At 33.7% G+C, this 22,625-nt stretch carries 21 protein-coding genes; 7 read left to right on the forward strand and 14 right to left on the reverse strand.

The features are described 5' to 3' along the window. Positions 1 to 2 precede the first annotated feature (2 nt). Positions 3 to 626 carry a TetR/AcrR family transcriptional regulator gene (locus N4A68_05100; GenBank protein ID MCT4563679.1) on the reverse strand — a complete coding sequence of 208 codons (624 nt, stop codon included), beginning with the start codon at positions 624 to 626 and terminating at the stop codon, positions 3 to 5. A 429-nt stretch (positions 627 to 1,055) separates the two neighbouring features. On the opposite strand from N4A68_05100, the gene N4A68_05105 reads away from it, so the two are divergent. Further along, positions 1,056 to 1,442: a metal-dependent transcriptional regulator gene (locus N4A68_05105; GenBank protein MCT4563680.1), complete on the forward strand. Its 387-nt coding sequence runs from the start codon at positions 1,056 to 1,058 to the stop codon at positions 1,440 to 1,442. A 185-nt stretch (positions 1,443 to 1,627) separates the two neighbouring features. On the opposite strand, the gene N4A68_05110 is transcribed toward N4A68_05105, so the two are convergent. The 3 genes from N4A68_05110 to N4A68_05120 form a co-directional block, all read right to left on the reverse strand. Further along, complete coding sequence (locus tag N4A68_05110) at positions 1,628 to 1,963, reverse strand: hypothetical protein (protein ID MCT4563681.1); 336 nt, start codon at positions 1,961 to 1,963, stop codon at positions 1,628 to 1,630. Positions 1,964 to 1,993: 30 nt separating this feature from the next. Further along, complete coding sequence (locus tag N4A68_05115; GenBank protein MCT4563682.1) at positions 1,994 to 2,584, reverse strand: hypothetical protein; 591 nt, start codon at positions 2,582 to 2,584, stop codon at positions 1,994 to 1,996. Positions 2,585 to 2,746: 162 nt separating this feature from the next. Next, a complete protein-coding gene (locus N4A68_05120) occupies positions 2,747 to 3,343 on the reverse strand; it encodes an L-2-amino-thiazoline-4-carboxylic acid hydrolase (protein ID MCT4563683.1) in 597 nt (198 codons plus the stop codon). Between the two features lie 547 nt (positions 3,344 to 3,890). Between N4A68_05120 and N4A68_05125 the strand changes: the two genes are divergently transcribed. The 6 genes from N4A68_05125 to N4A68_05150 all read left to right on the forward strand — a co-directional run bounded on the left by N4A68_05125 (position 3,891) and on the right by N4A68_05150 (position 11,022). Continuing rightward, the gene (locus tag N4A68_05125) at positions 3,891 to 4,508 is read left to right on the forward strand and encodes a TetR/AcrR family transcriptional regulator (protein ID MCT4563684.1); all 618 of its coding nucleotides are present in this window, start codon (positions 3,891 to 3,893) and stop codon (positions 4,506 to 4,508) included. Between the two features lie 315 nt (positions 4,509 to 4,823). Beyond that, positions 4,824 to 5,429, forward strand: a complete 606-nt coding sequence (locus tag N4A68_05130) for an MptD family putative ECF transporter S component (protein MCT4563685.1) — start codon at positions 4,824 to 4,826, stop codon at positions 5,427 to 5,429. Between the two features lies 1 nt (position 5,430). After that, positions 5,431 to 6,108 carry an energy-coupling factor transporter transmembrane protein EcfT gene (locus tag N4A68_05135; GenBank protein ID MCT4563686.1) on the forward strand — a complete coding sequence of 226 codons (678 nt, stop codon included), beginning with the start codon at positions 5,431 to 5,433 and terminating at the stop codon, positions 6,106 to 6,108. Then, complete coding sequence (locus tag N4A68_05140) at positions 6,105 to 7,592, forward strand: ABC transporter ATP-binding protein (GenBank protein MCT4563687.1); 1,488 nt, start codon at positions 6,105 to 6,107, stop codon at positions 7,590 to 7,592. The genes N4A68_05135 and N4A68_05140 overlap by 4 nt, the downstream gene beginning before the upstream one ends. After that, the gene (locus tag N4A68_05145; GenBank protein ID MCT4563688.1) at positions 7,553 to 9,295 is read left to right on the forward strand and encodes an ABC transporter ATP-binding protein/permease; all 1,743 of its coding nucleotides are present in this window, start codon (positions 7,553 to 7,555) and stop codon (positions 9,293 to 9,295) included. The genes N4A68_05140 and N4A68_05145 overlap by 40 nt, the downstream gene beginning before the upstream one ends. Beyond that, positions 9,292 to 11,022: an ABC transporter ATP-binding protein/permease gene (locus N4A68_05150; protein MCT4563689.1), complete on the forward strand. Its 1,731-nt coding sequence runs from the start codon at positions 9,292 to 9,294 to the stop codon at positions 11,020 to 11,022. Before N4A68_05145 ends, N4A68_05150 begins: the two co-directional genes overlap by 4 nt. A gap of 228 nt (positions 11,023 to 11,250) precedes the next feature. Here the strand turns inward: N4A68_05150 and N4A68_05155 are convergent, their stop codons facing one another. From N4A68_05155 to N4A68_05200, 10 genes are all read right to left on the reverse strand, one after another. Further along, the gene (locus N4A68_05155) at positions 11,251 to 12,201 is read right to left on the reverse strand and encodes a DUF5692 family protein (GenBank protein MCT4563690.1); all 951 of its coding nucleotides are present in this window, start codon (positions 12,199 to 12,201) and stop codon (positions 11,251 to 11,253) included. 377 nt (positions 12,202 to 12,578) lie between these two features. Further along, positions 12,579 to 12,920 carry a hydrogenase maturation nickel metallochaperone HypA gene (locus N4A68_05160; GenBank protein ID MCT4563691.1) on the reverse strand — a complete coding sequence of 114 codons (342 nt, stop codon included), beginning with the start codon at positions 12,918 to 12,920 and terminating at the stop codon, positions 12,579 to 12,581. A gap of 75 nt (positions 12,921 to 12,995) precedes the next feature. Further along, positions 12,996 to 15,704, reverse strand: coding sequence for an FAD-dependent oxidoreductase (locus N4A68_05165; protein MCT4563692.1), 2,709 nt, complete (start codon positions 15,702 to 15,704; stop codon positions 12,996 to 12,998). 42 nt (positions 15,705 to 15,746) lie between these two features. Beyond that, on the reverse strand, positions 15,747 to 16,412 hold the full coding sequence (gene hypB, locus N4A68_05170; protein MCT4563693.1) for a hydrogenase nickel incorporation protein HypB: 666 nt from the start codon (positions 16,410 to 16,412) through the stop codon (positions 15,747 to 15,749). Positions 16,413 to 16,461: 49 nt separating this feature from the next. Next, positions 16,462 to 17,463, reverse strand: coding sequence for a DUF5692 family protein (locus tag N4A68_05175; GenBank protein ID MCT4563694.1), 1,002 nt, complete (start codon positions 17,461 to 17,463; stop codon positions 16,462 to 16,464). Between the two features lie 336 nt (positions 17,464 to 17,799). After that, positions 17,800 to 19,053, reverse strand: coding sequence for an FAD-dependent oxidoreductase (locus N4A68_05180; GenBank protein MCT4563695.1), 1,254 nt, complete (start codon positions 19,051 to 19,053; stop codon positions 17,800 to 17,802). Next, positions 19,046 to 20,110 carry a helix-turn-helix domain-containing protein gene (locus N4A68_05185; protein MCT4563696.1) on the reverse strand — a complete coding sequence of 355 codons (1,065 nt, stop codon included), beginning with the start codon at positions 20,108 to 20,110 and terminating at the stop codon, positions 19,046 to 19,048. Before N4A68_05185 ends, N4A68_05180 begins: the two co-directional genes overlap by 8 nt. 150 nt (positions 20,111 to 20,260) lie before the next feature. After that, positions 20,261 to 21,019: a nitroreductase gene (locus tag N4A68_05190; protein ID MCT4563697.1), complete on the reverse strand. Its 759-nt coding sequence runs from the start codon at positions 21,017 to 21,019 to the stop codon at positions 20,261 to 20,263. Positions 21,020 to 21,460: 441 nt separating this feature from the next. Continuing rightward, positions 21,461 to 21,865, reverse strand: a complete 405-nt coding sequence (locus N4A68_05195; GenBank protein MCT4563698.1) for a pyridoxamine 5'-phosphate oxidase family protein — start codon at positions 21,863 to 21,865, stop codon at positions 21,461 to 21,463. Further along, entirely contained in the window at positions 21,849 to 22,325 is a 477-nt protein-coding gene (locus tag N4A68_05200; protein MCT4563699.1) for a MarR family transcriptional regulator, read from the reverse strand. The genes N4A68_05195 and N4A68_05200 overlap by 17 nt, the downstream gene beginning before the upstream one ends. Positions 22,326 to 22,625: the final 300 nt, after the last annotated feature.

Here is a 22,625-nt window from a genome sequence, read left to right on the forward strand (position 1 = left end):
TATTATATACCCAAAACGGAACTCCACCCTCCTACAAAAAATTTAGTGATTGTATCTAGGTATTCAAAAGCTTCTGCTTCAGACATATCTTGTCTGACTATTTCATAAATAGCTGAATAGTGAATATGGGACAGGATGTGAAGTTCCTTCCTTGAGATATCCTTTACATCGGTTCCCTGATTTTTAAGCTGTGCAAAATACTGAAGTCCATGTTCAACACTATTGCTCACGATTTCATCTACATAATTGGCATGGCTTGTGCCTTCAGCACACATTAAAATCAATTTAAATTCATCTAAATATTTATACATATAGCTAATATGTGCCTTCATATTAGAATCGGAAATTGCCCATAGGGATTGTCTATCTACTTCTCCCCTTTTTAATAGATCATTATATTGATTCATCATATTTACTTGCATATTGCTAGACTCCTTCAGAGCCGGAGAAACTAAGGTCTCGAATAAATGGTTTTTATCGGAAAAATGAGCATAAAAAGCTCCAGTTGTTACACCTGCCATTTTAGTGATATTTCTTAAAGAAGCATCCTTGTATCCCTTTTCTAAAAATTCCTTTTTAGCACATTTTAATATCTTGTCCTTGGAATTTATTCTTTCTATAGCCACTATATATCCTCCTTCCCCCTTTGATAACACTGTTATTATACTTCGTCTATTTCCCCATGTCAACTAGATATTGGTATTTATTATCATCCTAATGGCAGTAATATTCTAGATTACTCTACACTTTCAACTCCCCATGAATTGTTTATGTCAAATAGCCTAAACTGTTTGTGATATTACCTAAACGCTAGGAGAGTTTCTATTGAAAACTATAACACATAATATCTAAAGCTTTTCTTTGGCAGACAAATAAAATGCTCGGAAAGTCTAGTGGGATATAAATTACATGGTTGCTTTTCTGAAGTATTTAAACGTTACACAGGACTTACACCTAATGAATTCAGAAAAAATGTTCTTTAATTTTTGTTATTAATATATAATAAGATTATATAAACTTTGAAATTTTTATACAAAGGAGAGGAGTTTTATATGATGGAAAAACTGACTTTTGTAATGGAGAATTATCTTGAGGCTATATACGAACTTTCAAATAAAGGTGATAGCGGTGCTAGGCTATCTGATATTGCTAAGCGTCTTGGAGTTACAAAAGCAAGTGCAAATAGTGCAATGTCAACATTAGCTCAAAAAGGATTAATTTCAAACGAAAAATATAAGGAAATTTTTCTTACTCCAAAGGGAAAAATATTATCGGAACAAACCTCCCATAAGCATCATGTTATCCGTCATTTTTTTGTTGAGGTTCTAAAGGTTGACCTTAAAATTGCCGATGGGGATGCGTGCGCTATTGAACATGTTATTAGTAATGAAGCCGTTCTGGCTATGGAGGACTATCTTTCAAATCAGATAATCCCTGATTAGGGTTTAAATATGTATATTTATTAGCAAGATATATTTGACTATAGCTATTGTCATGCCTTAAATTTCTTGGGATTAGAATAGGGATGCTTGAGAATGACGCAGATACATATTCTGAAATAACCCCAGAGCAGGTTTTTTCAACAATATTATATAAAAAACCTGCTGCTTGATAAATTATTATGATTCTATGCACTTTCTATAATAGTAGTAATTGTATTATCGATTTTATTTCTAGTTTCCCTAAGATTATTTGCTTCTAATTTAAGCTTTTTTAAAATATTTTTAACTTCGTTATTTATATTACTAATCTTAGTCTGGGCCCTGCATATTTTTGATTGTACCGCCCAATCCACAAAAAAACCATCGAAAAAATAATCTGCAAAACCCAAGAAGGAATCTAATTGCAAATCGATATCAATAGATGTGTCAACATCCTTCAATTCCCTAGCAAAATTACCTATCCACTTTTGCATATCTGTAATGTGACCTTGAGCCTTACTCATCTTTTCCCTTTTTGCCATAGTTGCTATTAATCCTCCCCCTAACATATCTCACGTCCCCCAATTTTCTGCTGATTGCAAAGCATCCATTGCATGGTTAATATATGTTAATGTATGATTACCCGCATTAATCGCTTCATTTATCTCTTTGAGCTGGCTACTAATCATTTTGTCCTTTTCAATAAGCTCTTCGATGTCATTCCATTTATTAGGCATATATGCCAAAATGAAGTTTCTTTTCTTTTTTAATAAAACCTCATAGTCTTCCTTTGCATGACCTAATAAATTATATTTCTCCATAAGTTTATTTAAGGTAATTTTACACTCTTGAAGTTGAGAAAACACGCTATCACACTTGAGCTTCGCGGTCAATGCTTCGTGTTTTTCTTTATCTAATTTTTCAGCTTTATCATTAAGTATTGTATGAAGAAAATTGGTAAAATTCATTTTACCTAGTTTTTCCACGTCACGTTCTTCTTTCTCTAATATCTTCTTTAATTCTTGCCACTGTTTCTCTAATCGACTACAATCTTGTCTTGTACTATTTATAAGTTTTTCATAACGATTTGCCTCACTTATATTTTCTATGCATTCATATAATTTATCATTTAATTCTTTTCTTTGTTCATCCTGATAATTCATAAACAGCACCCCTCTTTTAGGTCAATTATATTCATATATTACCATATCAATATAATAAAATTCAATCATAGCTATTAAGCGTTGTCAAAATTTGACTTTAAATAATTAACCCTATTTTCACTTCACTTTCCAAAGACAAATTACAAGTGCCGCCTTAAATTTTTATTTTGAAGCAGTCTTATTTTTTTTCATGGCATAAAAATGAAAATCACACATATGGTCCCCGTAGCCAAGAGCGTATTTTCTTTCAAAGTGCATTTTGGGACTTACATTTGTAAAATTTATTTCATCATTATTACAAAATAAAGCACATAATTCATGACAATCATATCGTTTGAAAGCATCATTCCAAAGGCATCCTTTTATATTGTATTCAAAGTTACTTTTGTTATTTTCTACCCATTCAACATCCCAACTATCTCCCTTTAGACCCATGGTAAACATCTTTCTAAAAAGAGAAAAGAAAAAGGGCAGCTTTCCCATTCGTTCATATACTTTTCTTGAATTTTTTTTAGTATTATCCGAAATCATTTTTTTCATATGCTCAAATGCCTCTTCCCTGCTCATTTGAATCTGAAGAACACGATAAAGAGCAATGGCGGGAAAAATGCTTTTAAAAAGATTCCCTCTTCGGTTTTTACTTTCCTCCATACAGTTTTCCTTTAATTTGGTCAATTGATCATCTGTATTTTCACATATAAATTTAGCAATTTTTTCATCGAAATTATTGATGATATAATTTTCCATATATTTTACCATAGCAACATACCCCCCTCAAAGAATTATTGATCTTCTCAAAATTACAATGTCGAATTTCTGACATAATAGCCTCTACCCATCATGTTAGAAACTACAATAACAGCGTTATCATAACAATGTTATTATAGCATAATTTACCATAGACTACAATGAAAATGATACCTTTTATCAATAACTAAAGGTGATTTCATAATTTAATTCTTTATTCACAATGGTATTGTATAAAAAGACTGGATAAGTCACTCTAGAGATTCTCGTCAAAGCTTCAATATATAAATATGGAAATTTTAGATTATCATAAACAACTAAGAATTTTTAAAAAAGATATATTAATAATTTTGAGCTATTTTATTAGCAAATACTTGAGGAAATTGCATAATTCTAACTTGGCACAATTGCACAATAAATGGGGTATGCCTCTAGGGGATTTAAGACTATATGTAGTAGTAAATTTTTGAGGATTGTAATTATGCAATTTGCTCACTTGACAAAACAGAATAAAAGTTTTAAAATAACGTTGTTATCTTAAAATGTTGGGAGGTGTATCTTGAGACCAGTCAACGAAGAACTAAAATCAGAAATATTAAATATTAGCAAGAAAGAGTTTTTAGATCATGGATATAATAAAACCACTGTACGAAGTATTGCTACATCCTTAGGCTGTACTACAGGAGCAATTTATCGTTATTACAAGGATAAATCTGCAATATTTGATGCTCTGGTAAAAGAACCCTGTGAAATACTATTAAAACGATTTAGAGAAACTTCACTAAATATTTCATCATATTCAGAGGATGTTCAAGTAAAAAGTGTTCCTGAGATGTCTGCCGATGAATTTGATTGGATGGTAGATTATATTTATGACAATTATGATGTATTTCGATTGATTTGCTGTGCTTCAGAGGGAACCAAATATGAAAATTATATTGAACTTCTAATTGAGATTGAAGAAGAATCCACAAATCGCTTTATTACAACATTAAAAGAAAGTGGAATGCTCAAAAGTAATATTGATCCTTTAATGTCACATATTTTAGCTAATACTCTTTTTTCAGGAATTTTTGAAACCGTTAGGCATAATCTACCACGAAATATTGCCATGGAGCATATGCACACCTTGCAACAATTTTTTTGGGGTGGATGGGTCAGATTATTAGGGATTTAATAAATCCCTCAGGCTGCCTAAAACCCGAATTTCTTCGTTGTTGCTGAAACCAAGAACCCTTACGTATGTCTGTATACGCTACGACCTCTCGGTTTCAGCACGCCTCGAACTTCAAATTTTAGGCGGCCTGACATCTTGTTGACTTTGTCAACAATCTGAGGGATTTAATAAATCCCTTTTTTCAGAAATATGAGTTAGACTTATCTAATCATATATGCAAATTTGTAAGGAAGATTTCACCAATCAGCAGTACAACATAGTTCTTGGAGAGGGACTCTAAAAACTACTACTTTTATATCATACGAGGAGAAAATTATGTTAAATCAATCTGTAAAAAACAATAAGCTTCAAGGAAAAGATCTCATTTTTGTGGGTATTTTCACTGCAATATTTTTAGCAATTACCATTATAGTATCAGGATGTGCTTTTTTACCAATTCTTCAAATTATGGTATCCCCAATTTGTGCATTGCTATATGCACCTGTCTATTTGCTGTATTTGGCTAAGGTAGGTAAACCTCTTGCAATTACAATCTTAGGGGTTATTTGCTCTGCATTTGTTGGCCTCTTAGTATATGGTAATGTTTTTTGTTTCCTAGTGAATATGATGATCTTTATTGTCGCAGAATTGATTGCAAAAGCCGGTGGCTATAAAAGCTTCAAGCTAAATGCAATCAGCTATTTTGTAGTATCTTTTTGGACTATGGGTGAGAGTGGTTCTTTCTGGTTCTTTAAAGATTTTGCAGCAGAGCTTTCTTTAAATGGTGGATATACACAAGAATGGGTTGAGGGTGTTTCTAGGTTATCAACACCATTATCCTTTGTAATCGTATTAGCTGCCATCGCTGTGGCCGCTATAATCAGCATTGTATTTGCAAGGAGAATGTTTAAAAAACATTTCAAGAAGGCAGGGATTATCTAAGATGAAACTGATGTTTTCCATGAATCCAATAACAAAAATCATCTTAATACTTTTAGTTAATATTTTGCTATTTAGTTACGGAGACGCAGTTTATGTTACTATTACTACTTGGTATGCAATTTTTTTGATATTTCTATTAGGAAAACATGGTACAGCATATAAGACAGGAATGGCATATCTTACATATTCATTGGTAAATTATTTTATAAGCTTTGCTCCCAAAGCAGTGGTATCTGCTTGGGGGCTTGTAATATACCCCCTATTGCTTTTTATGCCATTGTTTATTTATGGGATACTAACATTTACAACTACACAGATTAGTGATTTACAAGCTGCATTACAAAAGCTTAAAGTCCCCAACAAATTCATATTGATTTTGCTAGTCATATTTCGTTTTTTACCCTCGCTAAACAGTGAAGTGAGAAATATTAAAGCAGCTATGAAACTTAAAGGCGTAAGTAAAAATCCCATAAAATTGGTGGAACACATCTATGTACCTCTTTTGTTCAATTGTATTAAAATTGGCGATGAATTGAGTGCATCTGCCTATACAAGAGGAATGGGGTTATATCCACAGGCAACTCCATTAAAAAAATCTAAATTTGGTTTGCTTGATATTATCAGCTTATGTATGATAGTAACACTTATTTGCATGAGAAGGGGGTTAATAGCTTTATGATACGGTTTAGACATGTAAATTTTTCTTACCATAGCCCAGACGAAGAATCCAAAGAACTAATTTTAAAGGATATTAATATTTCTATTGAAAAAGGGGAATGTGTGTTATTTACAGGAGCTTCAGGTTGCGGAAAGTCAACACTTTTGCAGTTAATCAATGGTATCATCCCTGAATTTACAAATGGAACTGTGGATGGAGATATCCTATTACAAAATCGGAGAGCAGATACCTTAAGTATTGCTGAAAGGTCGATGCTTGTCGGTTCGGTTTTCCAAAATCCAAAATCTCAATTTTTTCATCTAAATACTTCCGATGAAATATGTTTTGGTGCTGCAAATCATAGAGTTCCTATAGAAAAAATTAAGGACAGATTTAATGACACAGTAGCACTATTCTCTATAGAAGATTTGATGAACAGAAACATTTTACAGCTATCTGGTGGAGAAAAACAGCAGATAGCATGTGCTTCTGTGACCATGAGCCAACCATCTATTTATTTGCTAGACGAACCTAGTTCTAATTTGGACCCAGAAAGCATAAAAAAATTAAAAACCATTTTACTTGAATTAAAAAAACTTGGAAATACCATCTTAATTGCAGAACATAGATTATATTATGCATTAGAGGTATGTGACCGAGTAATTTATATGCAAAAAGGACGGATAGTATTTGATCAAGGAAAAGAAGAATTTATGAATCAATGTGATCAAAAAGCACATGGGCTTAGGAGCTTTTATGCCAATTCTATTGACAAACTTTGGAAAGGTTGTTATGAAGAAGTGGAAGGAAAAATAGAAGATAGCATTTGTATCAACGAAATGCTTGTTACCTATCCCAATAAAGTAGCGGTTGATATTACAGATTTAGAACTACCTAAACATAAGGTAGTGGCAATTGTAGGAGGTAATGGAGCGGGCAAATCAAGTTTTGTTCGTGCCCTTGTAGGTATTGATAAAACAAAGCACTTTATATTAAATGGCAAAAAAGCTAAAAGGAAGGACTGCATAAAGCAAAGCTATATGGTTATGCAGGATGTAAATTGTCAATTATATTCAGAGTCTGTATTGGACGAATTAGTTGATTTAACAGAGGAAACTGATGAGGAAATTGCAAAGGCAAAGGAAATACTCACCAAGCTTCACCTTATTGACTTTGTAGAAAGTCATCCTTTGGCATTGTCCGGGGGACAAAAACAAAGATTGGCAATTGCCTGTGCATTGTTTTTAGATAAAAAAATATTGGTATTTGATGAACCAACAAGTGGATTAGATTATAAAAATATGCTGAATGTATCCTTAATTCTGAAAGATTTAAAGGAAAAAGTGGATTGCTTAATAGTTATTACCCACGATATAGAATTAATTGAACAATGTGCTGACTATATTTTAGAAATCCATCAAGGACGAGTGAAAAGACAACTAATAAAAAACGAGGAGGAAATTAAATGGAAACAAAAAATCCCCTACTCCGCTTATGGGAATTAGGAAAAGATGAGCATAAAAAACTAAAATCAGCTACGGTACTGGCCATTTTCGGTGTGATTTTTGGAATTGTTCCCTTTTTTTGTGCCGCAAAAGTGATAGTCGCCTTATTGAATGATCAAAAAGACTTTGGATTTTATGTTTTATGGTGCTTTATTGCCCTTGGCGGTTATGTTTTACGCACCCTACTCTATAATATGGCCCTTGCTTTTTCACACAAAGGCACCTTTAGAATTTTAAAACATATTAGACAAATGGTTTTAGAAAAGCTTCCAAAGCTGCCTTTGGGATCTGTTATGGAGGTCTCCAGCGGTAAAATGAAACAGGTGATTGTAGACCAAATTGAAGGAATGGAGGTTACACTCGCCCACCTCATACCTGAAATGACCGCTAACATCATCGCACCTATTTTAGTAATTATTTATCTCCTTATTTTAGATTGGAGATTAGCACTTTTATCACTGGTATCTATCCCCCTTGGTATGGTTTTTATGATGCTAATTATGCGTGATTATGCAAAGGACTATGAGCAATCGGTTAAAACCACACAGGATATGAATGAAACCATAGTTGAGTATATTGCAGGTATTGAAGTAATCAAAGCCTATAACCAAGGTAAAAATTCTTATGCAAAATTTAAGGAAAGAGTGATGGCCAACGCTTTCTATTATTACGATTGGATGAAACGAAGCCAGTTTGGAATGTCCCTTACTTATTCCATTGCCCCAACCACACTTATCACTATTTTACCCTTTGGCTTTTTATTTTATGTAAGGGGTAGCTTACCGGTGGATAGCTTTATTACCATTATTATATTGTCGATGAGTATAGTTGCTCCCTTACTAGCCGCTATGGGATTTATAGATAATTTAGCAAAGGTTGGGACTACTGTTGGTTGTGTTGATGAGCTTTTGAATGCCAAGGAGCAAGACCACGGAACAGACGAAGTAAATTTAAAAAACAGAGATATTTTATTATCCAATGTTTCCTTTGGATATAGCGAGAATAAAGAGGTTTTACATGATATTACCCTTTCTATTCCAAGCAAAACCGTAACGGCTCTAGTGGGTCCCTCTGGCAGTGGAAAATCCACAGTAGCAAAGCTGATTGCAGGTTTTTGGGATGTAAATGGTGGTCAAATTTCAATCGGTGGGCAAGATGTAAAAAACATCCCCTTAACACAGCTTTATGATGAGGTGGCATTTGTTTCACAGGATAACTTTCTTTTTGACGATACCGTAATAAACAATATTAGAATGGGCAATACAAAAGCCACCGATGAAGAAGTAATGAATGTGGCAAAACAGGCAGGCTGTGATGATTTTATTAGGGCATTACAAAATGGCTATCAAACAAAGGTCGGCGGCGGTGGTGCGCATTTATCAGGTGGAGAAAAACAAAGAATTTCCATTGCTCGTGCCATGCTGAAAAATGCTCCTATTGTGGTGCTTGATGAAGCTACTGCATATATCGACCCTGAAAATGAAACAATCATTCAAAAAGCTGTTGCAAAATTAGTCACAGGAAAAACACTTATCTTGATAGCACATCGCCTATCTACCATTGTGGGTGCAGACAAAATTGTGGTTGTTAATAATGGCATGATTGAGTGTGAGGGTTCCCACAATGACTTGCTTCAAAAAAGTAAACTATACAAGGATATGTGGACAGCACACATGGGTATGAGAGAGGAGGCCCTTGCATGATAGAGACATTAAAAAAAATATGGAGCTTTGCAGGAGAAGAAAAATCAAATATAAACAAATCGGTAATCCTTAATTTTATATATGCTATTTTTTCTATGGGGGAAATCGCCGCAATCTATCTCATTCTATCCAAGGTTTTAGAAGAAAACAAAAATCTTAAAAATGCTTGGTACGCTTTAGGTTTACTACTGATTAGTATTTTGGGGAAAGCTAGCATGAAGTATTTCTCACAGCTTCAACAAACCCACGCAGGCTTTTTTATGGCAGCAAACAAACGAATGCAAATTGCCGACAAGCTAAAGCGTGTTCCAATGGGTTATTTCAATGATAATAGCTTAGGTGAAATCACAGGAGTTACAACTACTGTTTTAGAGATATTGGAACTTCAGGCCTCTATTGTCTTAGTAAATGTTCTCGGTGGTTTTATAAATGCCTTCGTCTTCTCCATTGTGATTATTGCATTCGATTGGAAAATAGGCCTTCTTATCGCTTTGGGTACATTGATTTATCTATTGATTTCTTCGGCTATGGAAAAAAAATCTGCAATCATTGCCCCCCACAGACAAAAATCTCAAGCAGTGATGGTATCTGCTATATTAGAATATCTTCAAGGTATGAGTGTGGTAAAATCCTTTAATCTGACAGGAAAAGGCGATAAAACCCTACGTGATGCTTTGGAGTATAACTGTGAAAGCAATTTAAAAATAGAGAAACTATTTACTCCTTACATTATACTACAAGGTTTATCATTACAAATTTTCAGTGTTGCTATCATTCTTTTCAGTGTTAAATTCTACTTAAATGGATCAATGGTGTTATTAGACACATTGATGATGATCATCATCTCATTTTTAGTGTTCTCACATATCCAATCAGCAGGTAGTAGTATTTCTCTTTTAAGAATTGTAAGCAGTGCCATGGATGAGGCAAATCAAACCGATAAGATTCCTGAAATTGATGAAAATGGAAAACATATTACACCAAATGATTATAATATCCAGTTCAAAAATGTAGATTTTTCTTACGAAAATAAAAAAATTCTCAAAAATGTTAGTTTTACTATTCCAGAAAAAACAACTACAGCCATTGTTGGTCCATCCGGTTCGGGCAAAACCACCCTTTGCAATTTAATCGCACGATTTTGGGATGTGGACAGCGGTAGTGTATCCATTGGTGGTGAAAACATCAAGGCCTACAGCTTGGAATCCCTTATGGACCAAATCAGTATGGTATTTCAGAAAGTATATCTTTTTGCTGATACCATTGAAAATAATATTAAATTTGGCAGACCCTCAGCTAATCACGAGGAAGTAGTCGCAGCTGCAAAAAAAGCTTGTTGTCATGATTTTATTATGGCATTACCAAATGGTTATGATACTGTTATTGGGGAAGGTGGAGATACTCTTTCCGGTGGCGAGAAACAGAGGTTATCTATTGCTAGGGCTTTGTTAAAGGATGCACCTATTGTTATCTTAGACGAGGCAACCGCCAATGTTGACCCTGAAAATGAGGATAAACTGCAAATAGCTATTGAAGCCTTAACACAGAACAAAACGATTATTATGATTGCACATAGATTAAAAACCGTTAGAAATGCAAATCAAATTCTTGTTGTGGACGACGGAAGCATTGTACAAAAAGGAACCCACGATGCTTTGATGAAGGAAGATGGTATTTACAGCAGCTTTATTTCCACAAGAAAACAAGCAGTAGGTTGGAAATTATAATTAGCAAAGAAATATTAAAATGAAAAATTATGAAGGATTATCAAGGTTATGTTAGCTGTATGCTCTATTAAGGCAGGTATTAAATATAAATAAGCAGCGATAAAGCATTCCAATGAAGTATCACAAAACTCAAAAAGAAAAAGGGTCAGACCAGCCAGTAATAGTCAAGAGTTTTTACTAGCTGATCTGCCCCCTTATATATTGTAGTAGGTTTATGATATAAAGATACTATGCTTTTATTAATTGTCTGTTTTCTTCAATTACCTGTTTATACGCCTTTGTTTCTACAAATATTTCATCCTTTAATGGATTGAGTTTGTTTTTACGAATCCTATTAAACTGATAAACAGCTAATGCAACATTTGCAATTAAGGCTATAAAACTTACAATAAAAAACGCCGTCGGGTTATGGGTAGTAGCCACAGGAGATATCCTATCTGCAAATGATGGAACAGTCATTACAAACATAATCCACAATGCAAGGGTGTTAGCACGGTGCTGTAACCAAGCTCCCCTTTTAATAAAGAATGCAGGTATAGTACAAGAAAGCAACAATGCCAAGCCACAATAAAATGAATGATCTGCTATACAATTGTAGGTATATGCAAAGTTCCATAAATCATAGGCTATAATCCAAGCCCAGATCATGTCAGGCCAAATCATATCCTTTGTCTTATCCTTAGAAATAAAGATACCAAGCCAACCACAAATAGTAATTATGTTAAGTAGTCCTGCTATACCATTCATAATATTCCAAGTTCCTGACATCACCCAAAGATTATCTATATATGCTCCATTCCATGCTCCGTATGTAAAGCATTCAAAGTCACGAATAGCCGCCTCCAGTATATTGAGTGCTAATATAAGAGGTGGAAAGCATAACGCCCACTTCTTTTTAGCAAGGGAAGGAATATATCGGATAGCCATAAATCCAAGACACCCCGCAAGAGCTGAATAGGTTTTTACCCAGTTAAACCATGTACCAGTACCATATTCATTTCCTAAAGCCGCAGTCTTAGGCCATACAAAGATAGTCAACCCTATAGGAAGGATAAGAAAAAGTGACAATCCTCCCCATTTTGTAGATCGACCAAACTCATTAAAAGCCATTAAAGCAAAAACGATGAAAAGCCATATACCCCAGCTAGTAAAATTTGTTGCTTCATACAAAATTCCCATACAATTCTACCTCCTAAATATTAAAAATCATTAGTCAATTATGTAACCGTACTTCCATATTTTATTTAGTCTAATAAGCATTCTACATCCTAAAATATATTCAAAAAATAAACCAGTCATCTCACTGGTCATTTTAATTCTCTTCGTAGTTACTTCATCCCTTACATACATTGAGTATGCCCAAGATAAAATGCTTAGAAAACAATCAAAATTCCTTTGCAATCCGACTTGTTTATTTTTTCCATTCGCCCCAAATCCCCTTTTACTTTTCACAAAAGTCTAAGGGGATTTTAAGGTGTATCTATAGAAATTACAATGGATCATTTAAATCTTAGTTTGTAGATTTATTAGCGTACTCTATATAAGTAAGGACTATTTTAACAAGCAATGATTTCCTTAATCATAAATTCTTTTCCAGATAATATTTCACAATCTTTTGTTCCACAGTTTGGACATTTACCACTATTCTTAATGATATTAAAAACTTTATCACATTTCTGACAAATGGCATTGCCAGGTGAAATCTCAATTTCTAATTTTGTCTCTTGCAATAAAGTCCCATAAACTGCCGCCGGATAACAGGATTCAATGTATTTCGGGATCATCGATGAAAGCTCACCAATTTGTAAAACCATTGTATCAATTTTTTTTAATCCATTTTTCTTTGCAAAATTTTCAACAGTTTTAACGACTTCAATTATAACTCCTAATTCATGCAAATGAATACACCTCTACTTGTCAAAATCTTAATCTAAATGAACCTTGTGCTTCTTGTCTTTTATTATTTCAATTTATCAATTTCTCTCGCTGACTTTTTTACCATAAAAAGCTGACTTCACTGATTTTATTGGCTTTTTAATAGCAATTCTCACCTTTCGTTTTAAGGCATGTTTTACGATGGTAGACTTCATATCACTAAATTCTGGACTTGGACTATCATACTTTCTTACCAGTTTTATTGCATCAAACTTACATTTTGTAGTACACACACCGCATCCTACACACATGAATTCATCTGTGACTGTGGCACCACACCCAAGACAACGTTCCGTTTCCTTCTTTATCTGAGCCTCTGTAAGTGTACCACGTAAATCTCTAAAGGTTTCCTTAGATTTTATTTCCTTAGCATGGCTTGCTTTTTGCCTTGGAAGTCGATCATACCCTTCAAGAACAAGATCTCCTTTATCAAATGCACGGTAATCTCGTTTTATACGACCAAGAATTAAACTTTGTCCATTCTGAACAAAACGATGGATCGAAATTGCTCCCTCTTTTCCCATTGCAATGGCATCGATAGCAAACCTTGGCCCACTTAATGCATCTCCCCCTGCAAATACATCGGGTTCACCGGTTTGGTAAGTAACAGGGTCAGCTTTAATTGTCTTGTTAGGATTTAATTCTATATTACTGTTCACAATCAAGTCTCCCCAATCCATTGCTTGACCTACAGAAATCAATACATTGTTTGTCTTGACTATCTTTGTCTCATTTTCATCGTATTTAGGATTAAACCTCTTGTTTTTATCGAAAACAGAAATACATTTTCTAAATTCCACACCTACAACCTGACCATTTTCCACTAAAATTTGTTTTGGTCCCCAGGAATTGTTAATGCTAATGTCTTCTAACAATGCTTCTTCGATTTCTTCCTCAAGGGCAGGCATTTCTTCTCTATTTTCTAAACAATACATCCCTATTTTTGAAGGGCTAATACGTGTAGCTGTTCGGGCAACATCAATGGCAACATTACCTCCACCAATTACAACCACTTCACCCTTCATTTTTAAATCTTCACCTAGATTCACTCTGCGTAAAAATTCTACACCAGTAATTATACCCTTTGCATTTTCACCCTCGATTCCTAGCTTTCTACCTGCTCCAGCACCTATGGCTAGATAGAATGCTTCAAAACCTTTATTTCTCAAGTCATTTAAAGTTACATCTTTGCCTACTTCAACACCTGTCTTAAATTCAACACCTAATTCTCTCAAAATATCGATTTCTGCATTGACTACATCCTTTTCAAGTCTAAAGGCAGGGATTCCCAGTGTGAGCATTCCTCCAAGTACTTTTTGTTTTTCAAATACCGTTACCTTATATCCATCAATAGCTAAATAGTAGGCACAGGAGAGTCCCGAGGGCCCAGCACCAATAATGGCAATCTGCTTCCCATAATCATGCCTTTTTTTAGGTATGTAGCGATTTTTTTCATTCAAATCTTGTTCCGCAATGAATTTCTTGATATCATCGATAGCTATAGGATCATCAATATCGCCTCTAGTACAGGCTGATTCACAATATCTTGGACAGACACGTCCACATATTGCAGGAAATGGATTTTCGTACTTGATAAGCTCAAGTGCCTCAGTATATCTTCCCTGAGAAGCTAACTTAATATAACCCTGGATACCAATATGGGCAGGACATTCTGCTTTACAAGGACTTGAACCAGTATCCACAACAACTTTTCTGTTAATACGATAGTCGGGATTCCATTTATCTGGACCCCACTGTGTATCATGGGGAAGCTCTCTTTTCTTCTCTGGAATAGGTGTTTCTGTACAGATTTTTTGGCCTAATTTCAATGCCCCACTTGGACAATTTTCAACACATTCCCCACATGCAACACATTTATCCCTATCCACCTGTGAAACATAGTTTGAACGCACCATATCAGGATTTTGCCACATATTAGCAATTCTCATGCTAAAACACCCGCATCCACAGCAATTACAAATAGCATGGGTTTTCCCGGGCCCATCTGTATTGGGTATACTATGCATTAACCCATTTTCTTCTGCCTTTTTAATAACTTCAAAGGCCTCTTCACGGGTAATCTCCCTACCTCTACCTGTTTTTATATAATATTCAGCAGCATGACCCATCTGAATACACATATCTTCCTTTAGGTGTCCACAGCCTTCTCCCATGGCTTCCCTCGACGTACGGCAGGCACAATCTGAAACTGAGAAGATAGTATTTTCATTGAGATACTTAGAAACTTCTTCATAGGATGCTATTCTGGTTTCACCATCAATGGCTTGCTCAATAGGAATAACACGCATAGGTCCTGATCCCACAGGAACATTACCTGCAGCCAAAGGCCCTTTTAATTTTCCGTATTCATCAAAGCACCTGCCTAGTTGTGGATACTTTTTGACATTTTCCCTGTTATTGACTATCATTTCCATATGACCCGGAACCCAGAGTTCAATCCAATACTTATTAACCCCATCAATTTCATTGACAAAGGCAGCACCAGCAACTGCTAATTCCCATAAAAGTTTCTCCGTTTCTTCTACAGATTTACCACATAAAGGAGCAACCTCTTTTGCACTCATTCTTTTACGTAATTCAAGACAAAGTCCTGCTTCTGCCATTTCTTCTGTAACAATAGGTTCAAGAATTTTATATTCGGGACGATCTGGAGTAATTTCTTTTTTTGAACCACGTTTTGTCCTACTTATCTTATTTGCAAGATCTAATACCCTTTCCTTCACCATATATAATTTTCCCCCATTCAGAATTTGACTATATTTTTATATTTATTTCCAATTATTAACTTCTGTACGTATCCAATCCGTCCATTCATCAATACCTTCACCTGTTTTAGCAGATATTGGAATAACCTTAATTTTAGGATTTAATTTCTTTACCCGTTCCTTAACCGCTTCTAAATCAAAATCAAAATAATCTATAGCATCCATCTTATTAACTAGGAGAATATCAACAATTGAAAACATCAAGGGATACTTTAAAGGTTTATCATCTCCCTCTGGAACACTTAAAATCATGGCATTTTTCGATGCCCCAGTATCAAATTCTGCTGGACATACTAAATTACCCACATTTTCTAAGATGACAAAGTCAATTTCTTCTGTTCCTAATCCCAATAGTCCCTGTTTCGTCATATCAGCATCAAGATGACACATACCCCCTGTGTGTAGTTGGATTACTTTTGTACCTGTTTGTGCAACGGTATAGGCATCTACATCTGAGTCAATATCCGCTTCTAAAATACCAATCCCCATTTCATCCTTTAAGGCATCAATCGTCCTTAAAACAGTTGTTGTTTTACCAGAACCTGGCGATGACATCAAATTTAATAAAAAGGTCTTCTCCTTCTTCAATTCTTCCCTAAGCAAATCCGCTTGTCGATCGTTATCTTCAAAAACGCTTTGCTTAATCTCAAGAACTTTATACGTATCCATAATATTCCTACCTCCATTTCAGCTTAAATTATTTGCTCAATTAATAAGTTTATATTCTTTGATATGATTTTTTTTCTGCAAGCCCTTTGATTACCTTATAGGCTTTCAGGTCTGTATAAAGTTCACCAAGATAAGGATTCCTCTTTGTTTTAACCACTTTGTAAATCATATACACTAATACTAATATATTTACAACTAATGCTAAAAAGCTAGGTACAAATAGTGCCCCTGTGTTGTAGGATGATGCAACTGAAAAGACACCCTCATCGATAAATGCAGGAAATGTCTGTGCGAACATACACCATATGGCCAAGGTTTGTGCCCGATGTTGTAGCCATGCTCCTTTTCCCAAAGTAAAGGCACAAATAGTTGGTGGTAATAGTAAAGCAAAACCACAATACCAAGCATGACCTGGTAGACAGTTATAGGTATAAGCAAAATTCCATACATCATATGCTATTATCCAAAACCATAGCATATCAGGCCATAGCATATCTTTACTTCCATCCCTATTAGTTTGTTTTTTTATGCAAATCCCAAGCCATCCAGTTATGGTTATGATGTTAAGTATACCTGCCACACCATTCATAAAATTCCAAGAACCACCAATCACATACATGGCTTCATCCACTAAATTCCCTCCACCTGGATACTGCATACCAATTTGAAAATCACGGGTTACTGCCTCCAAGATGTTGATAGCTAGAATAAGTGGTGGAAAACATAATGCCCATTTCTTATCAGATAATCTACATTCATCACCTGTCAATTTATTTTTCCATTTAACATGTCTGATGCACCAAAATCCTATACATCCTGCTGTACATGAATACACCTTTACTAAATGAAACCAGTCTGTATAAGTTGTATCCCTTAATATCGTAAACCATAATATAGAAAGTATTAATGGCAAAACAAAAAAGCAGAAAAATCCAACATATTTCCTTCTACGAGCTATTTCATTAAGCCCAAATAGTGCTATAAAAACAATAAACCAAACCCCCCATACACTTAATACCGATGCTCCCTCGGCATAGTTAAAAACAAACATATTATAACCCCCTATTATAAATATTTAATGCTTTATAAATCGATTGTATAATTTCAGTTACAATCGTATAGCATTCCTAATTAGATTGCTATTCTCTTGTTATTTTTTTATCATTTTTAGTATATTTAAAAAAATTATTGCTGTCAAAAAATTGAAAACGTTGAAATTTCAACGTTTTCTAATTTTCTATTCCAAGTATAGTTTACATATTAAAAACAGAGTAAATCATGTGTAAAATGCCCCATAAGAGAGATTACTATACACGAAAGTGTAAACTATACTTGAAAATAAAAAAGTTGCTTCAATGATTTAAAATCATCGAAGCAACAATTGCCATTAAAAATATTTATCTATTAAATAATTTGAATACCGAATACAGTTCTCCATTGAAACGGTACTCATAATTTCACCGGCTAAATATATATTGTTTTTCCCTTGCATGGATTCCATTTTTTCATAAAATCCTTTTTGCAAAACACTGGTATCTACATAGGGACATTGTTTCCAATGCTTAAACTGATAAAGTCTTGGATCATGAAAGTTTAATTTCAATAGATCACTTTTTATGATTTCTAAGGCTTCTGCTTTAGAGTTTTCTGGATTGGAATAAGCATAACACATCACCAATCCTTCACCATCCCATGAATCCCACCTAGAGTTCCATATCAGTATATGTCCCCTCTTTTTCACAGATAAATTTTCAAGAACACAACCACATCCTTTTGTGGTCTTATCAGCTATGAAAGCATATACATTAAAATCCTGATATTTTATGGAATTTAAAAATTCTTTCATTTCTTCATCGTCCCCATAGACATGGGAAAATTGATTTAATGGGGAGGTTATAACTACTTGATCAAATTCAAGTGCCTCAAAATCCGTATAAACCCATATTTTCTTATGCTTTGACAAAGAAATTTCTGTTACAGTTTGCGTCAACCTAATATCATTGATTTCATGCTTTAAGCAATCAACCAATGATGAAACACCATCTTTCCATGTATAAAATTCAGGTAATCTCATAAAGGACATTAAATTATCATAATTAAGTATTCTAAGAACATAAAGTGCTGGCATAAAATCTATATCTCCAAGCCCATAGCTAGTAAAATAATGAACATATACTGTTTTCAAAACCTTGAACTGATTTATATCACACCACTTTGAGAAAGGAAGCATCAACGAATCCTCTATGTTATGTATATTGACTTTTTCCAATGATTTATATTTCTCTAAAACATCGGGGAGCCTATGGAGTTCTTTGACAAAATCATCTAATGCTTCCTTTGGTATTTGTATAATTTTATTACCATTTATATCATAATTAACACGGGATATTTTAGGCCCGTCAATTTTAATATGAAATGATTTCATAAGTGCTTTTAAACTTTTCTGATAGGGCAAACCAAAAAGAGTACCAAGCTCATAGGACTTACCTTTATACCAAATTGTGTGAAGTTTACCACCTACCCGGTCATCTTTTTCAAAAATAGTAACATTTTTATATCCCTTTTTTTTTAAACGATAGGCCATAACCAGTCCAGAAAGTCCTCCACCAATAATAGCAACCCTACGATCCCTCCTATTCATTTTGATCACCCCTCTCAAGGTGATTAATCAAAGCCAAAATCCAAAGAGGTAATGTATCAAGATCTACATGATTATGGGCTGCTCTTTCAACGATTACTTCAGCAGGTACTCTACCAGCATTACATCCACTAGTTATGACCCTTAACAAATTATAATCTCCTAAAAATTTATTGAGTTCACGTTCAACCTTAGAAAAGGAATTAATTTTTTTATAGGTTCCAATCTTATTGTAAAACTCTTTTACTAAAATCTCGTTAAAATCATCCATATGATTTAAAATAGTATTATTCCCAGGTTCTATGAAATTGTGATTAATATTCATATCCTCTATAATTTCTTTATACCTATTGCCCTTAACAAAACAGGGTAAAAATTCTTTTGTTTTTTCGGTAACTAAATTTTTAATGCTCAAATTTAAAGTCTTTAGCAAATATACAAATCTCAATTCAAAATAGTACCATATATCAATATCCTGTTTTCTATTATATAATTTTACAGCACCCCATTTTGAATATGTGTCATAAAGACTATATTGATATATTTTTCCAATACCATCAAATGTACCCACATAATCTATCCTTTGAATAACTAAATATCCAGGGTAAGCTCCTTGCTGTTTTTCAAAACAGGTTGTTAGTTTCCTATTTTTTTGTTTCCCATGAAAATAAAGTCCTTTATTCCTTGAATATTCTATTCGTTGAGCTTTTTTTGATAGTTTGTGCCTCCTTAAGACATTGTAGATGCCCGACACTCCAATATCGAACCCCTGGGATCTTAGCTCGTAATATATTCTATTTGGCCCATCCATAGGATATTTCTCTACATACATTAGGATTTCATGCTCAATCTCTTTATTGACTTTATTTGGCATTTGAGGTTTTTTAGGCTCTTTAATTTCAAGACCCATCATACCATGCTTTTGATAAGATCTTTTCCAATTATAATATGTAGTTCTAGATATCCCAAATAACTTACATGTATGGGAAACATTCTTTTCTTTCAAAGCATGTTTTAAAATCATATACTTATTGTGTGCATTAAAAGCTTCTGTTTTCATAACAATGCCTCTCTTTATTATCTGTGATATATAAGTTCTCTTCTATAGGGATTCCAGTCAAAACTTTAATTTATACTATGAAAACCCTATATATTTGTTTAGTTTTAATGTGAAACAACTATATTTTTGACCTGTTTTCATATGTTTTCATCAATCGTTTATGATTGCTGATACTGTATAGTAATAACCTGCTGGTGGATTTTCTACCGCGCCTTTATCAGTAACAAATTTTACATTTTTACCAAAATGCCTTGCAGCTATCCATAAATGACACATTGCTATACCCATATCGATTTGATTCATCTTTTTATATACAATAGCTTTTATAAAGTTTGATTTAATACAATAGGCATGGATTTTATTATTGTCTACCTTCAAGAACCAAGGTTGACTATTTGTTGCCGATGGAGCCAGACGAACTGCTTCTATAAGTTTATCTTCTTTATCATCATCTCTAATCTTTTCAATAGTCTTTCTTTTAAACTCAGATATATTTTCTCTATGTAAGCTCTCTGTTGGATTCCCGAAGGCTAAGGCAATCACATATTCTAATTGGAATTTTTTTAATATTTCTTTCTTAGGTTGTGCCATTCCAACCCAACAGCTTCCTAATCCATTAGAGGAAAGAAATAAATCTACTTGTTGAAGTATAAATCCTACATTCGTTAGATACCCTTCCTTATTTTCAGATGATATTAGAATATAGTGGGGAGCCTTAATAGGAAGTATATTTTTAACCACCTCACCCCCAACAATATTCATTTCAATTTTAATATCTTCATATAAGGGTTCCACTTTATCCATATAAGCTGAAATATCCTCAAGGGTATTTTTACCAAGTGGCTCTAGATCATATTTCCTAACAGACTTTCTTTTATATATTATGTCATAAAAATCTTTATTTTGCATTATTCTACCTCCAATCAGTTATAGTTTGTTAAAATATTTTTATGATATTTTACCCCTGTGTATGCTGCAAATATAAGGGAATATCTAAAAATCATTACAAAAACAAAGGAATTTTGTGGCTTAATGAAGGGCTTTATATATAATAATATTGCTAAACCAATTTTCTGTCAATTTAAGTGGGTTTTAAATGATTATCATTTATCTAATTGTACATATTTGTATTGAGATTCAGCCCGTTTCTATCCTTCATTATACCTCTCCTTCAACTTTCCAGTATACCAGAAACAATTATAATCCCCACAAAATAGCAATATATTTACTAATAATGAAAAGCTACCTGATGATTTTACTACAAATCATCAAGCAGCTTTATTTTGTAAACATTCTTAACTGAGCAAATTGCATAATTAATTTCTATAAAAACCATCTACTATAGGGATTTTAAAATTTAAATTTTTCTACTGGTTCTCCTGAAAATAAATTTACTATACTTGCATCGCCACTATCTAGATAAAATACTTCAAGAGTTGGATTATCAGCTGTTTCATAACCTTTTTTCACTAATGGTGCATTATCGATTACCAACTGCTTTTCATCTAAACTATCCGTAAACTTTACGGCACCACTAATACGTGTTATTGTAAAATCCTCTGTGGTAACAACAAATTCTATATATGGATTTTCCACTAGTTGTTTATAGGCATTTTTCTTATTAGATGTTGTAAAATAGAATTTCCCATCCTTAATTAAGTGAACATGTTGTGGTCTTGCATGTGGCCTATTGTTTTGTGCTGTAGCTAATACACCTGACTTGTTTTCAGTTAAAAAATCAATAATCTTTTTCATTATCATTCTCCTCTTCTATTTCTTTATAATGCTCTGTTAAATTCCCAAGCAATTTATGTAACACACCTCTTAACGTCCTAAGTTCTTCTAATTCAAGACCCGTTTTACAAAAAGCTTTTTGTGGGATTTCAATAGCTTCAGATCGCATTTTTAAACCTAATTCTGTTAATTGAATAAATATTGAACGCTCATCATTAGGGTTACGCAACCGCATAATCAACTTTTTTTTCTCCAGTTTTTTTATAACGGGCGTTAATGTATTTGAAGCCAAGTAAAGCTTTTGCCCAAGTTCTTTCATTGTAATGCCATCCTGTTCCCAAAGTACAAGTAGAGTGATGTATTGGGTATAACTTATATCAAAGGCATCTAGTATTGGCTTATATGAACGTATCACCTCTTTTGAGCAGGCATATAATGCAAAACATAATTGCTTCTCAAGTTTTAATGAATCAATATCCATAACACACCTCTTTGAAATCGCATAAGATTAAATCGTATGCGATGTTTATATAAATAATACCATATATATATGTACTTTTCAACATTTTTTTAAAAAAACTTCAATTGATAAAACTTCCGCAAGGGGCCCTTTCCTTTGCCACGCCTTTTATACGACGTTATGATATTTTCTAAAGAGAAGATACCTCTTTTACTGAAATATAATTCACCATGGTGGCTCACCTCTTCATAATATAATATACGTAAAAACCCATAATGTAAAATATATATTATGAATGTTTCTATTTTACATAGACTATAC

The organism is Maledivibacter sp. (genome assembly GCA_025210375.1).
In the GTDB taxonomy this organism is placed as follows: Bacteria; Bacillota; Clostridia; order Peptostreptococcales; family Caminicellaceae; genus JAOASB01.

Excerpts from the sequence above, each read along its gene's own strand:
- N4A68_05105 (MCT4563680.1), top strand. The coding sequence starts at position 1,056 with ATGGAAAAACTGACTTTTGTAATGGAGAATTATCTTGAGGCTATATAC.
- N4A68_05110 (MCT4563681.1), bottom strand. The coding sequence starts at position 1,963 with ATGGCAAAAAGGGAAAAGATGAGTAAGGCTCAAGGTCACATTACAGAT.
- N4A68_05115 (MCT4563682.1), bottom strand. The coding sequence starts at position 2,584 with ATGAATTATCAGGATGAACAAAGAAAAGAATTAAATGATAAATTATAT.
- N4A68_05120 (MCT4563683.1), bottom strand. The coding sequence starts at position 3,343 with ATGGTAAAATATATGGAAAATTATATCATCAATAATTTCGATGAAAAA.
- N4A68_05130 (MCT4563685.1), top strand. The coding sequence starts at position 4,824 with ATGTTAAATCAATCTGTAAAAAACAATAAGCTTCAAGGAAAAGATCTC.
- N4A68_05135 (MCT4563686.1), top strand. The coding sequence starts at position 5,431 with ATGAAACTGATGTTTTCCATGAATCCAATAACAAAAATCATCTTAATA.
- N4A68_05140 (MCT4563687.1), top strand. The coding sequence starts at position 6,105 with ATGATACGGTTTAGACATGTAAATTTTTCTTACCATAGCCCAGACGAA.
- N4A68_05145 (MCT4563688.1), top strand. The coding sequence starts at position 7,553 with ATGGAAACAAAAAATCCCCTACTCCGCTTATGGGAATTAGGAAAAGAT.
- N4A68_05150 (MCT4563689.1), top strand. The coding sequence starts at position 9,292 with ATGATAGAGACATTAAAAAAAATATGGAGCTTTGCAGGAGAAGAAAAA.
- N4A68_05155 (MCT4563690.1), bottom strand. The coding sequence starts at position 12,201 with ATGGGAATTTTGTATGAAGCAACAAATTTTACTAGCTGGGGTATATGG.
- N4A68_05165 (MCT4563692.1), bottom strand. The coding sequence starts at position 15,704 with ATGGTGAAGGAAAGGGTATTAGATCTTGCAAATAAGATAAGTAGGACA.
- hypB (MCT4563693.1), bottom strand. The coding sequence starts at position 16,412 with ATGGATACGTATAAAGTTCTTGAGATTAAGCAAAGCGTTTTTGAAGAT.
- N4A68_05175 (MCT4563694.1), bottom strand. The coding sequence starts at position 17,463 with ATGTTTGTTTTTAACTATGCCGAGGGAGCATCGGTATTAAGTGTATGG.
- N4A68_05180 (MCT4563695.1), bottom strand. The coding sequence starts at position 19,053 with ATGAATAGGAGGGATCGTAGGGTTGCTATTATTGGTGGAGGACTTTCT.
- N4A68_05185 (MCT4563696.1), bottom strand. The coding sequence starts at position 20,110 with ATGAAAACAGAAGCTTTTAATGCACACAATAAGTATATGATTTTAAAA.
- N4A68_05190 (MCT4563697.1), bottom strand. The coding sequence starts at position 21,019 with ATGCAAAATAAAGATTTTTATGACATAATATATAAAAGAAAGTCTGTT.
- N4A68_05195 (MCT4563698.1), bottom strand. The coding sequence starts at position 21,865 with ATGAAAAAGATTATTGATTTTTTAACTGAAAACAAGTCAGGTGTATTA.
- N4A68_05200 (MCT4563699.1), bottom strand. The coding sequence starts at position 22,325 with ATGGATATTGATTCATTAAAACTTGAGAAGCAATTATGTTTTGCATTA.